Genomic DNA, 12,863 nt, shown 5'->3' with positions numbered 1-12,863 from the left:
GACTTTTTGATTTAAATTGTTTATCATGTGGGTAATACGGTAACAGTATTTATATGAGGTACTTAAGAGGAGGTTTTCCACGTGAGTTTTATACCTATGGTCGTTGAACAAAGCAACCGCGGTGAGCGGGCGTACGACATCTATTCCAGATTGCTGAAAGACCGCATTATCTTCCTCGGCTCCGACGTAAATGACGTGGTCGCCAATTCCATCATTGCCCAAATGCTGTTCTTGTCGGCTGAGGATCCTGAGAAGGATATTCATCTTTACATCAACAGTCCTGGCGGTTCCATTACCGCAGGTATGGCGATATTCGATACGATGCAGTTCATTAAGCCGGACGTTTCGACGATCTGTGTCGGCATGGCTGCTTCCATGGGCGCATTCCTGCTCAACGCAGGCGCTAAAGGCAAACGCTACGGTCTGCCTAACAGCGAGATTATGATTCACCAGCCGCTCGGCGGCGCACAAGGTCAAGCCACGGATATTGAGATCCGTGCTCGCCGCATCCTCAAAATGCGCGACAAGCTGAACCGCATCCTGTCCGATCGCACGGGCCAACCGCTGGAGCGCATTGAGAAGGATACCGATCGTGACTACTTCATGACGGCTGACGAAGCCAAAGAATACGGTCTGATTGATCAAGTATTAGAGAATACACCACCGCAAGGCTTATAAAAGAAATAAAGTAAAGGGCAGGCGCCGTTATCCGGTGCCTGCCCTTTCTTATCCTCTGGATCATTGAAAACTTCGAGTACTGAATAGTGAGAGTATCCCCTCCGGTCGCTGTTGAACTCGGGAAACTTGAATGAATGGATAGGGAGGTTTCCCGATTTCAAAGGCGAACGCTTTGCTCCTCCGAGGATACTCTCACTTTGGTACGACCTGACCTTATCTATAAAAACTTAAAGACTAGCTCAAGAGCATCCCCCTCCTAAAAGGCCTGCCTTAACTTGTGGGGAGGGAAAATAAAAGAAGACCCGTGCAGGGTGGCCATTTCAACGAACGGCTTGCTTGCCACGGACCACGCGTGCACAGGGAGCAGAAGCAGTGTGCAGATGTACAAGACGTGCAAGTTATCATCCAGGCAAGTCTCTAGATAAACGAAAAACCCCTTGATCGCAGGAAAGGAGAATACACTCTCCACGTTCCATGATCAAGGGATTTTCGTAACTCGTTCCAATACAGTGTTACATCAGGACAACATCATGTTTCTAGGCAAGCTATAGTATGAAAATAAATGATTGCAGTTTACACAAACCGCTACCGTATACTCTTACTTCCACTCTTTCAGCTTCAGCTCAAACTCCGGAAATCCATAAGCATATGCGGTGTACTCATAAAGTTGGAAGTACAGCACCGCAGCGTTATCTTTCACGTAGAAGTCCGCATCGGCAGGCACGCCTTCAAATCCGCTGAGGTAGCCCCCCTCTTTCTTCAGCTTGTTCAGCACAAGGTTGTTCAGCTTCTGTTTGTTCTTGCCCTGCAGGTTGATGAAATCGCCCAGCTGCATTTTCTTGCCATCCTTCAAGGAGAACGTGAAGCTTTTACGGAAGGTCATGCCATGAGCGCCACCCGTGTAGGAATAATCGTATGCCGTAATGCTCAGGATATCGTTCTGGTTATAATGGACCACGAAGTCACCGCTAAATTCATAAGGGAAACTGGATTCCGACGGCGGGAATTCCTCAGCATTCCCTTCGGCACGGGTGATTACGCCGGACGCATTTTCTTTCAGCACTTGATTGATCTCGGCTTGCGCCTCCGCATTTGCGAGTCCGCTGATTACAGGATAGTTCACAACGGCATCCACGCCCTGAATCTTTTTCTTCAGCGCAGCCGATTTGATCGTAATGTCGTTCTGTTTCTTTTGTGTCATGCTGAGTGTTTTCAAGGAAGGGTTCCATTGTCCCTGAACACCCATGTATTCGCTGATCGTTTTGAATGGCACATACAGACGACCATTAATGATCTGTCCCCCAGGCTCGCCGGCATACGAACCGTTCACCAGAATACCAATTTCAGTTGAATCATATACGATGGCACTCAGTTTGTTATAACCGTTACCCAGTGTATACGTACGTTTTTTTGCATCATATTTAAGAGGCATTCCCAGGCCGTCCCGCAAAGCGGTTGCCGGCACATAAGTTACCCCGTGCAGCACGAGACCTTTCTGTGACAGGGTCTTGCCATTCCATTTCAGTACGACTTCATTCTTCGACGATTTTTGGCTGGCGGAAACGGGTGCCTTAGCGGCACTTGCATCGATGACCTGTCCGCTCAAACCCAGACCGCCAAGCAGGACGCTAGTTGCAATTAATGATGCACATACACGTAATTTAGGATTCATATCAGAATTCCACCTTTGTTAAATTAAGTTTCCGTTAGTTGTTAATCTATTACCCTTAATCATTATAAGGAAAGCTTTCAATGTATTGGTAACAAAGTCAATGACAATTTTGATTCCAGGCCATAGGACCTATATGTTCGCCAAGTCTTTCTGAGTGAATGCTTTTACGCTTAGAAATACACCGAACAAGAGAGCGCATGTACCCATAAACAGCAAGACTTCCTTCCCTGGGCTGCATAACTTAATAGAAGTAGTCCGATTCCCACAAGCGCACTGTGAACACTCAATAACAGCAGATGCAGCGCGCTTTTCCTGAAGATGTTCAGAAATAAAACGGCTGCAACCCCGGCAACTACCAATGCAATCAAAAACATACCCATCACATCGCTCAAGCCGCTTTCTCCTTTTCCTGATTAAACGTATAGAAACCTGGTTTAAGTTATTTGCGTCCTCCTTTATATATAACAACGAAACGGGCCCCGAAGTTGTGGTTTGATTCGTATAAATCGGCTATTTCTTCCTATCCCGGGACTAAGGGACTATTATTTACAAACAAAAAAGAGCCTGCCCCCAATGGGACAGACTCTTTTTATTACAAAAATATGAAAATGCAAGCCCTATAATTAACGACCGCTCTTCAGTTCGGTCCATAAACGATCATAGATCGAGAGCGAGTCACCGACATTATCCAGCCATTCGGTACGGCCCAGCTCTTCATCTGTCAGGTTGATCATCGTATTGGCGCGGTATTCCTCGCTATGGAATTCCATCGCTTTGGTGTTCGGATTGCTGTATCCGATAAATTCATAGTTTTTGGCGCTGACCTCAGGCTCCATCATGAAATTGATGAATTTCTCGGCCAGCTCTTTATTCTTGGCACCCTTAGGAATCGCGTAGTTATCAGAGAAGATGGTAGCCCCTTCTTCTGGCACGACATACGCCACATCCGGATTCTCCGCAGCAATAAAGGCGGCATCTCCGGACCATACCGTAGCAATCCAGCCTTCTTCTTGGATCATCTTCTGCTTGATGTTATCCGTATCAAACGCTAGCACATTCGGGAGCAGGGTCTTCAGCTCATCCGCAGCTGCGGTGATTTCCGCTTCATCTGTGCTGCTGTTGGACTTTCCTTGCTTCTTCAGCGCCATGCCGATCATTTCACGGTTGTCGTCCAGAAGCAGGACTTTACCCTTGTATTCCGGGTTCCAGAGATCTTCCCAGCTGTTGATCTCATCCTTCACATACTTCTTGTTATATGCAATTCCCGTTACACCGGACGTGTAGACAATTGAATATTTATTGCCCGGGTCATAAGAAGGATCTTTGAAAGTATCCGTAAGACTGACGAAGTTCGGGATATTATTCATGTCAAGCGGCTCAAGCAGCTCCGATTCAATCATCGTTTTGACCATATAATCGGACGGCTGAATGAGGTCATACCCACTGCCGCCAGCCTTGATTTTAGCCAGCAGGTCTTCATTGTTTGCGTAATTGTCGTAGGTTACCTTTACGTCGAACTTCTCTTCGAAGTCCTTCAGCACCTCGGGATCAAAGTTATCCGCCCAGCTGTAAATGTGAAGCGTCTCCTTATCCGATCCGCAACCGGCCAAGAGTCCTACAGACAATACCGCAACCATGCCTGCCGTCAGCAGGCGGGTCCATCTTGATTTTTTCAATTCAATATCTCCTCTCTTTCCACTTCCATGTTTTATTTCGAAAAAAGCAGTACCTATTTAGATCGGTAATGTTTTATGTTTCTTTTCCCCGTTGCCGCGGTTAAGAATATATTGCGCTAACAGAATCAGCGTGATGCTGACCAGAATGAGCAGCGTACACAGCGCGTTAATCTCTGGCGAGATGCCGCGCTTCACTTGAGCGTAAATATAGATCGGCAGCGTCGTTGAGCTGGGGCCAGCGACAAAAAAGCTAACCATAAAGTCATCCAATGACAGCGTAAAAGCAATCAAGGCGCCGGAGATAATGCCCGGAGCAATCTGCGGCAATGTAACATGCCGGAACGTCTGCCAAGGCGTAGCGCCCAAATCCTGGGCCGCCTCATCCAGCTGTTTGCCCATGCCCGACAGTCTGGCGGTCACTACGACATACACATACGACAGGCTGAACGTAATATGGGCGATGATCACCGTCGTCTTGCCAAGCGGCATATTCAGTTGACTAAACAATACCAGCAGCGACAGCCCCATAATAATATCCGGGATAATGACCGGCAGATACAGCAGCCCGTTCATGCCGCTGCGACCTCGGCGTCCCAGAGTCCGAAGCGAGAGCGCCGCCGCAGTTCCGAGCAGGGTAGAAACGATCGTCGATATGACCGCCACCGTTAAACTGTTCATCAGCGCTTCCATCACATGCCGGTTCTCGAATAGAGACACATACCAATCGAATGTAAATCCTTCCCAATTGCCGCTGAGCCGCGTGTTGTTAAAGGAATAGATAATGATCATGATGATCGGTACATAGATGAAAGCCATCATAAGGAAAGAGTGAATCCCAAGCAGCGGGTGATTCTTCTTCTTCACCTATCTCCCCTCCCCTACGCGTTGATGGCGGGCTTGCATCGCCCGGTTAAAGAGCAGGATCAGCACCAGGGACGTAATCACAAAGATCACCGACAACGCCGCTCCAAAGGGCCAGTTGCGCGCACCCAGGAACTGCTGCTGAATGATATTACTGATCATGGAGGACTTCGCTCCTCCCAAAATATCCGTAACTACAAACATTCCGGATGTCGAGACATAGACCAGAACCGCTCCCGTCATGATGCCGGATTTGCTCTGCGGCAAGGTAATGTGCCGGAATGCTTTCCACCTGGAAGCGCCCAGATCGCTGGCCGCATCCAGCAGACGCTTATCCATCTGCTCCAGAGCCACGTAAATCGGCAGCACCATGAACGGAATGAAGTTATACACCATTCCGAGCAGTACGGCGCCGTACGTATACAGCATCTGAATCGGCTCGTCGATCCATCCCATCCACAGCAGCAGGCTGTTCACCACGCCTTGGGTCCGAAGCAGCAGGACCCAGGCATAGGTACGGATCAAAAAGTTGATCCAGAACGGGACCGTGATCAGAATTAATCCCCAGGTTTGGATACGCGGGGAAGCGTTGGCTATATAATAGGCCAAAGGATAGCTGACTAACAAGCAGATCACCGTAGTCAGAAGCGACAGTACCAAGGTATCCCAGTAGATCCCTAAATATAATGGATCAAAGAAGGTCCTGTATCCTTCCAAACTGAAGGAAAACACGATATTCCCCAGCGAATCCCGCGAGAGAAAGGAGATGCCGACCACGATTAGCATCGGAACGATCAGGAACAGGGATAACCACAGCAGGACCGGAGTCAACAGGAACCTTGATTTCCTCATGATCCGATGATCACCTCATCCTTGGCGTTCCAGTTCACCCCAACCCGTTCGCCAACCTCCCATGGCTGATCATCCGAGATATCGAGGGCAATCATGACCTTCATCGGTTCATCATCCAATTGGACCAGCAGTTTATGAACACTGCCGAGGTACTGCACATCCTCAATCACGCCGTTCTTCTTGGCACCCGATTCCCGCTGGGGAATGAGTTTCTCCGGCCGTACGGCAAAGAGACCCTCTGGCGAAGAAAAAACGTTATTCTCCCCTACAAACGTAGCGGCAAACAGCGTTTGCGGCCTTGCATAGATCTCACGCGGCGTACCGATTTGCTCTACCCGTCCATGGTTCATGATGACGATCCGGTCGGAGAGCATCATGGCTTCCTCTTGGTCGTGCGTTACATATACAAACGTTATCCCGAGCGTCCGCTGCAAATGCTTGAGCTCGGACTGCAGATTCTTCCGCAGCTGCAGATCCAGTGCGCCAAGCGGTTCATCCAGCAGCAGCACCTTCGGTTTGTTGGCAATGGCGCGGGCGATGGCCACGCGCTGCTGCTGTCCGCCGGACAGTTGGTGCGGGAAGCGTTCCCGCAGGGCGGTCAACTGCGTCATGGCAACGGCCTCGTCCACCCGCTCCTTGATGAGTTGACGGGGCATTTTTTTCATTTTCAGCCCAAAAGCGATATTATCTTCTACGGTCATATGCGGAAACAGAGCATAGTGTTGGAATACCAGATTCAAATCCCGCTTGTTCGCAGGCATTTCCGTCACATTCTGACCCGCCAGCCAGACCTGTCCTTTGGTCGGCTGTTCGAATCCTGCTATCATTCGGAGAATCGTCGTTTTGCCGCAGCCGCTGGGGCCCAGCAAAGTCAGGAATTCCCCTTCTTTAATGGAGAGCGACAGCGGATGCACGACCGCTTGTCCCTGAAAATGCTTCTCGATCTGGACAAGTTCAATCACATGCATCAACCCCTTCTTCAAAATGTGACCTATTCCATGTGTACATTTCTGCTAACCAGTATGCACAAAAACGTTCCCCACTAAGAAGAAACGGTCCTACTGCCTGTTGTGCTCAGGTTGGCAGAATCCGTTTCTTAAAGGTGGAGGATGCTAGAAGTCTCGACTAAGAAAAAAAAGCCATATCCATGGGTATGGCTGTAACGTTCAGATCAAAGTTCAGTTTTTCGCATATTCACTATACCTCGTTTTCCCCCTATACACAACACTTTTCTGTGTATTTCGACAGGGGAAGGGACGGATGTGGGCCCTGATTATGGTATTTCATTTTTCGAAAAAAGAATACACAAAAAACCGTCCACCCGGTAAGATCCGGATGAACGGTTCTCTGCATGCTGAGTCGAAAACAACAACTACTTCAGCTCATATTGCACGTACAGCTGCGTCGAGATCTTGATTTCGCCCGGCTTCACGGATGTGTTTGCGCCCGCGTCCGCTGCCGTGGATTGTGCTTCCATCGCCATTTTTTCGAGACCATAGATGGTATCTACACCAACGGAACCTTCCACAATGTTCAGCACGATGCCCAACTGACGCTTGGAGGCTTTTGCCATCGCCTGAGCTTTCAGGTCTGCATTCGCCATCGCCTTATCAATCACTTGGGCCTCAAACGCATCGCGGTTCTCAACCGAGAAACGTGCGTTTCCAATGGAATTGGCGCCGGCATCGGACGCTGCATCAAGCACATCACCGACTTTGCTCAAGTCGCGAAGCGTGACTTCCAGGGAATGATACGCCGAATAGTTTTTCACTTTACGTCCATTATCATCAGAGTACGTATAGTTAGGCTGTACATAGAACTGCTCGGTTTTGATATCCTTGTCATCGATCTTCCAGGTTTCTTTCAACAGCTTCGTAATCTTATCCATTTTCTGTGCGTTGCTCTTCTGTGCGGATTTTGCGGTTTCCGCATATGATTCAGCCCCGATGGAAAGATATACGATATCTGGCTTCACCGAGATCTCGCCTTTACCGAGTACGGTCAGAAGGTTTTGCTGTGCTGCCTCCGCCGCATGCACCTCGGTTGCCCCGCTCAATCCTACTACAGCCGTACTTCCAGTCAACAGTGCACCTGCAATCATGATGGAACCTACTTGTTTGACCCATCTTTTCATTATTGTCAGCCTCCTTTATATTGGCATCGCTACCATGCTTGCCTTACCCTTCTAACGTGAGGGCATTGGTAAATGTTGCATCCGGATTGAAGCGTTTTGAATTTTTTCTTCAGCTTATGTTGATACGCCCCATTTAATTGGTATATCTAGGCATGATTGGTTGATTAGCAAAATAAGATACCCAATGAAGAAGACGGAAACTGTTTAATAAGGAAGCCTTAATGGGTAACTAACTTACATCGGTGTTTAAAAAGAGGAGGTCACTATGAAATCATTCCGGATGTTATACGCGTTCATGTCACTGCTGATACTCATGGCAGCGGGCATGCCATACGGGGCGGCAAGCGCCGCGGCAGAGCCAGCCTCCGGTAAAACCTATCAGATCGGAACGGACATTACGTTTGCCCCGTTTGAATTCCAGGATGCAAGCGGCAAATTTGTCGGTATCGACATGGATCTGCTGGATGCGATCGCAAAAGATCAAAATTTCAAATATGAGATCAAGCCGCTCGGCTTCAATGCGGCGGTTCAGGCGCTGGAAGCCAATCAGGTGGACGGCGTCATTGCCGGCATGAGCATCACGGAAGAGCGGAAGCAGAAATTCGACTTCTCCGACCCTTATTTTGACTCTGGTGTGGTCATGGCCATCCGCCAGGATCAGGAGTCTATTAAAGGGTACGAGGATTTAAAAGGAAAAAAAGTCGCTGTCAAAACCGGTACGGAGGGCTACAGCTTTGCTGAATCCATTTCGTCCAAGTACGGATTTACCATCGTGCCTTTCGACGATTCCGCCCAGATGTATGACGATGTCAGGACCGGCAATTCCGTTGCCTGTTTTGACGATTTTCCCGTGCTGGCATACGGAGTCGAACAGAACAATGGACTGAAGATCGTCACGAAAATGGAGCCGGGTGCCTCCTACGGATTTGCCGTCGGCAAGGGACGGAACCAGGAGCTACTGGAAAAATTCAATGCCGGCTTGATCAACCTGAAGGCAAGCGGAGAGTACGATCGCATTAAGGCAAAATACATTGGCGAAAATGCCGTAGGCGCGGCGAATCAAAGCCGCTGGGAGCTGATCGTGGAGTCGCTGCCTTCGCTGCTGAAGGGCCTTGGCAATACGCTGCTGTTGACCATCGTATCGCTGTTCTTCGCTTTTTTCCTAGGGTTGATATTCGGTTTTATGAAGGTCGGACGCAATAAATGGCTCCGAGGCATCGCAACTGTATTCGTGGATATTTTCCGCGGCATACCGCTGCTGGTTCTTGCCTTCTTCATCTATTTCGGTATTCCGCAAGCGCTCGGGTTCACGATGTCGCCGATCGTGGCAGCTGTCCTGACACTTAGCCTGAATGCCGGTGCCTATGTCACGGAAATTATCCGGGGCGGTATCCAATCCATTGACCCTGGACAGCTGGAGGCTGCCCGCTCGCTCGGTCTGCCATACCGTAAAGCCATGATGAAAATCATCATTCCCCAGGCAATCAAAGTCATGATTCCGACCTTTATTAACCAACTGGTGATCACGCTCAAGGATACGTCGATCCTGTCGGTAATCGGCCTGGTCGAGCTGACCCAATCCGGGAAAATCATCATCGCAAGAACATTCGCATCGTTTGATATCTGGCTCGTGGTCGCCATCATGTATCTGGTCGTGATTACTATTCTGACTAAAATTTCGGGCCGTCTGGAAGGGAAGGTGCGTCATGGATAAAATCCGCGTAGAAGGACTGAAGAAGAATTTTGGCACGAACGAGGTGCTGAAGGGCATCGACATGCAGGTTCAGGAAGGCGAGGTTGTCTGTGTCATCGGGCCCTCGGGCTCCGGCAAAAGCACCTTCCTGCGCTGCATCAACCGACTGGAGGACATTACGGCAGGCAGGGTGTTCGTGCATGACAAGGATATCAATGACCCTAAAACGGACATCAACAAGGCACGTGAAAACATCGGCATGGTGTTCCAGCACTTTAATCTGTTCCCCCACTTCAATGTGCTGAAGAACATCACATTTGCCCCGGTCGAGCTGGGCAAGCAGAGCGCGTCCGAGGCGCGTGCCACGGGGCTGAAGCTGCTGGAACAAGTAGGCCTCTCCGATAAGGCGGAGGCCTTCCCCAGCCAGCTGTCGGGCGGTCAGAAACAGCGTGTCGCGATCGCCCGGGCCTTGGCGATGAATCCGGACATCATGCTGTTTGACGAGCCGACATCGGCGCTGGACCCCGAGATGGTCGGCGAAGTGCTCGGCGTCATGAAGGATCTGGCGCGCGAAGGCATGACGATGATGATCGTCACGCATGAGATGGGCTTTGCCCGCGAGGTTGCGGACCGGGTGATCTTCATGGATGGCGGGTATATCGTAGAGGAAGGCCCGCCGGAGGAAGTGTTCGGCAGACCGAAGCATGAGCGTACCATCAGCTTTTTGGAGAAGGTGCTGTAACAGTGCAGCTAACCTACCTGTAGCAAACCGTTGCCGAATGGCTGCACGTACCTTGCCGTTGCTCCCTGTGCGCACTGCTTCCTATGCGCACGGTGCGTGGCTGAGGTGCGTCGACGCTGATCATCTTGCAGCAGCCATTATTACACTGCGCGGGAGAGGCACGCGGCAAACACGGCGCATGGCCTCGGAATGTGCTTGGCTGTCGACCATATTCATGCAGTAACCAGTGACCCTATTATCCGACTAGCACCGTTAGGGTGAAACTAACCGGTTATCGTACGGCTAACAATGGCATGTACATGCCATCGAACAGCTAAGTATTGGCATCTGCATATTGTTGTAGAGCGCTATCGCCAGCTATGTATTGGCATCTGCATGTTATCGTGCAGCGCTATCGCCAGCTAAGTATTAGCATCTGCATTTTATCGTGCAGCGTTATCGCCGGCTAGTTTTTTCTTACGGCTATAGGCATCTGCAATATATTATTTAGAGCCGACTGCAATGGTCGTTGCTATGACTGCATTGCACCCTGCTTTAGTGGAGCTAACGGACCGAGAGTACCTTATTTGATGGAAAATGGGGCTTTTCCGAAGACTATCGGACTAAGGATCCGTTAATCCTTCCAAAAGACCGCATTTACCTATACAAATCCTAAAATAACGGATCTGGTGTCCGTTATTTTAGTTTACGGTGCTTTATACGGCAAATAAGGTCCTTGGTGTCCGTTACATTCGCAAGATTACCGAGGGAAATGCTTTATGTCCAACCTTCTCTGCAGAATTCACTTTTTCATATCCAGTGGTCGCTTATAAGGCACCATCACCGTAAAAACAGAGCCCTTTCCGAGCTCGGATTGGACCGTAATCTTCCCTTGATGAATATCGACGATCCGCTTCACGATCGATAATCCAAGCCCGCTGCCACCCGCAGCGCGATTACGCGATTTGTCCGCTTTGTAGAAGCGTTCGAATATATGCAGCTGGTCCGACTCCGACATCCCAACCCCCGTATCCGTCATCGTAACCTCGGCTCCGTCTTCCCCTGCCTTCAGCACGATGGTGATCATACCGCCTTCCTGCGTGAATTTGATGCTGTTGTGCAGCAAGTTGGTCCACACTTGACTCAGCAGATCCTCTGTGGCCTCAATCTCTACCTTAGCGAGATCCAGATCCACCTGAATCCGTTTCGCCAGCCACTGCGGCTCATGCGCCAAGACGACCGCACGCAGCTGCCCGTCGAGCCGGTAACGGGCCCTTTCGAATGCCGGCTGCTCTCCTTCCAGGGATGACAGCTTTAACAGATTGTCACTCAGCTGCGACAAGCGGCGGCTCTCTCCTTCGATGATCTCCAGGTAACGGGCTCTCTTCTCCTCCGTGAGGCGGGGATTTCGGAGCGCCCTTGCAAACCCCCGAATCGAAGTAAGCGGGGATTGAATTTCATGGGACACATTGGAGATGAAATCCTGACGCATGGTCTCCATCCGCCCCAATTCGCCGGCCATGTCGTTAATGCTGCTGGCGATCATCTTGAACTCCCCGCGCCATTCATTTTCGTTCATCTTTACCTTGAAGTCTCCCTGCGATATCCGGCGCATGGCATCCGTAATGGAATTCAGCATGGCCATTTGCCGATGCTTGAAGAACATGCCCACGACCAGCATGCATAGGAAGAAGATGATGACGCCAACAAACAAGTTGATCAGCTGGACGACATAATCCCAACGCGGCGTTCCAGTCCAGGTGTAAATAAACCGCGTCACATAGGTCGCCGCCGTCCATGACGCGCCTAAGACAGCAAAGACCAAGATGGTCTGAAGCGTTTCCCGAACGATCTTCCACCATATTTTGTGCGTTTTCTTCATTAACCTTCACCTGCCTCCAGGCGGTAACCTAGACCGCGCACCGTCCGAATCCTGAACCGGTATTTCTCCTCCGGGAACCGCTCCCGCAGCCGATTCACGTGGACGTCCAGCGTCCGTTCGTTTCCTTCAAAGTCATATCCCCATATATCTTCGATCAGCCTGTCGCGCGGCAACGTGCTCCCCGGATAACTGGCCAGCTTGAAGAGCAGCTCAAACTCCTTCAGCGGCAGGGTAAAAGCCTCATCACCCGCCTTGACTTCATAGGTTCTGCGGTTCATCTGCAGCTTGCCGATGGTCACCGTCTGCGATGCGGCTACCTGATACCGCTTCAGCAGCGCTTTGACGCGCACAACGAGCTCCGCTGGTTCGAAGGGCTTCACCAGATAATCGTCGGTACCCAGCTCAAAGCCCTTCACGATCTGCCTCGTTTCCCCTTTTGCCGTCAGCATCAGCACCGGAATACCGGTGTTCCTCCGGATCTCCCGGCATAGCTCCCATCCGTCCATATTCGGCATCATGATATCCATCACGACCAGATCGAGAGATGTCTGATCCATGACGGACAAGGCCTCGACGCCATCCGAGGCTTCGAATACCCCTTCCATCCCCGCTTCCTCCAGAAACACCTTTATGAGTTCGCGGATATTCGGGTCGTCGTCCACTACCAATATTTTTGCCATGGTGGCCATCCCTT

At 50.3% G+C, this 12,863-nt stretch carries 12 protein-coding genes; 3 read left to right on the top strand and 9 right to left on the bottom strand.

Features of this window, described 5'->3' with window-relative positions; genetic code table 11:
* The first annotated feature begins 81 nt into the window (after positions 1-81).
* Positions 82-678: an ATP-dependent Clp endopeptidase proteolytic subunit ClpP gene (gene clpP, locus MKY82_RS01125; RefSeq protein ID WP_006207581.1), complete on the top strand. Its 597-nt coding sequence runs from the start codon at positions 82-84 to the stop codon at positions 676-678.
* 598 nt (positions 679-1,276) lie between these two features.
* Here clpP and MKY82_RS01120 read toward each other — a convergent pair.
* From MKY82_RS01120 to MKY82_RS01090, 7 genes are all read right to left on the bottom strand, one after another.
* Positions 1,277-2,350, bottom strand: coding sequence for a DUF4163 domain-containing protein (locus tag MKY82_RS01120; RefSeq protein ID WP_220686971.1), 1,074 nt, complete (start codon positions 2,348-2,350; stop codon positions 1,277-1,279).
* 170 nt (positions 2,351-2,520) lie between these two features.
* Complete coding sequence (locus tag MKY82_RS01115) at positions 2,521-2,742, bottom strand: hypothetical protein (RefSeq protein ID WP_233354706.1); 222 nt, start codon at positions 2,740-2,742, stop codon at positions 2,521-2,523.
* 231 nt (positions 2,743-2,973) lie between these two features.
* A complete protein-coding gene (locus MKY82_RS01110) occupies positions 2,974-4,026 on the bottom strand; it encodes a spermidine/putrescine ABC transporter substrate-binding protein (protein WP_269468905.1) in 1,053 nt (350 codons plus the stop codon).
* A gap of 57 nt (positions 4,027-4,083) precedes the next feature.
* Positions 4,084-4,890 carry an ABC transporter permease gene (locus MKY82_RS01105; RefSeq protein WP_308116319.1) on the bottom strand — a complete coding sequence of 269 codons (807 nt, stop codon included), beginning with the start codon at positions 4,888-4,890 and terminating at the stop codon, positions 4,084-4,086.
* Positions 4,891-5,739, bottom strand: coding sequence for an ABC transporter permease (locus MKY82_RS01100; protein ID WP_220686972.1), 849 nt, complete (start codon positions 5,737-5,739; stop codon positions 4,891-4,893).
* Positions 5,736-6,707, bottom strand: a complete 972-nt coding sequence (locus MKY82_RS01095) for an ABC transporter ATP-binding protein (RefSeq protein WP_071219490.1) — start codon at positions 6,705-6,707, stop codon at positions 5,736-5,738. The genes MKY82_RS01100 and MKY82_RS01095 overlap by 4 nt, the downstream gene beginning before the upstream one ends.
* A 404-nt stretch (positions 6,708-7,111) precedes the next feature.
* Positions 7,112-7,873: an SIMPL domain-containing protein gene (locus MKY82_RS01090; protein WP_220686973.1), complete on the bottom strand. Its 762-nt coding sequence runs from the start codon at positions 7,871-7,873 to the stop codon at positions 7,112-7,114.
* A 325-nt stretch (positions 7,874-8,198) separates the two neighbouring features.
* Here MKY82_RS01090 and MKY82_RS01085 point away from each other — a divergent pair, with 325 nt between their 5' ends.
* Positions 8,199-9,587: an amino acid ABC transporter substrate-binding protein/permease gene (locus MKY82_RS01085; protein ID WP_233355153.1), complete on the top strand. Its 1,389-nt coding sequence runs from the start codon at positions 8,199-8,201 to the stop codon at positions 9,585-9,587.
* Positions 9,580-10,308 (top strand): amino acid ABC transporter ATP-binding protein, encoded by a 729-nt coding sequence (locus MKY82_RS01080; protein WP_071219487.1) that lies wholly within the window; start codon positions 9,580-9,582, stop codon positions 10,306-10,308. The genes MKY82_RS01085 and MKY82_RS01080 overlap by 8 nt, the downstream gene beginning before the upstream one ends.
* A gap of 781 nt (positions 10,309-11,089) precedes the next feature.
* Here MKY82_RS01080 and MKY82_RS01075 read toward each other — a convergent pair.
* Positions 11,090-12,169, bottom strand: a complete 1,080-nt coding sequence (locus MKY82_RS01075; RefSeq protein ID WP_220686974.1) for a HAMP domain-containing sensor histidine kinase — start codon at positions 12,167-12,169, stop codon at positions 11,090-11,092.
* Positions 12,169-12,849 (bottom strand): response regulator transcription factor, encoded by a 681-nt coding sequence (locus MKY82_RS01070; RefSeq protein WP_220686975.1) that lies wholly within the window; start codon positions 12,847-12,849, stop codon positions 12,169-12,171. Before MKY82_RS01070 ends, MKY82_RS01075 begins: the two co-directional genes overlap by 1 nt.
* Between the last annotated feature and the right edge of the window lie 14 nt (positions 12,850-12,863).

Source organism: Paenibacillus sp. FSL W7-1279 (assembly GCF_037969845.1).
GTDB lineage: Bacteria > Bacillota > Bacilli > Paenibacillales > Paenibacillaceae > Paenibacillus_AQ.
This window is presented reverse-complemented; position numbering and strand designations above follow the sequence as displayed.

Coding starts and splice junctions, on each gene's coding strand:
- MKY82_RS01120 (WP_220686971.1), bottom strand. CDS start 2,350: ATGAATCCTAAATTACGTGTATGTGCATCATTAATTGCAACTAGCGTC.
- MKY82_RS01100 (WP_220686972.1), bottom strand. CDS start 5,739: ATGAGGAAATCAAGGTTCCTGTTGACTCCGGTCCTGCTGTGGTTATCC.
- MKY82_RS01095 (WP_071219490.1), bottom strand. CDS start 6,707: ATGCATGTGATTGAACTTGTCCAGATCGAGAAGCATTTTCAGGGACAA.
- MKY82_RS01090 (WP_220686973.1), bottom strand. CDS start 7,873: ATGAAAAGATGGGTCAAACAAGTAGGTTCCATCATGATTGCAGGTGCA.
- MKY82_RS01085 (WP_233355153.1), top strand. CDS start 8,199: ATGCCATACGGGGCGGCAAGCGCCGCGGCAGAGCCAGCCTCCGGTAAA.
- MKY82_RS01080 (WP_071219487.1), top strand. CDS start 9,580: ATGGATAAAATCCGCGTAGAAGGACTGAAGAAGAATTTTGGCACGAAC.
- MKY82_RS01075 (WP_220686974.1), bottom strand. CDS start 12,169: ATGAAGAAAACGCACAAAATATGGTGGAAGATCGTTCGGGAAACGCTT.
- MKY82_RS01070 (WP_220686975.1), bottom strand. CDS start 12,849: ATGGCAAAAATATTGGTAGTGGACGACGACCCGAATATCCGCGAACTC.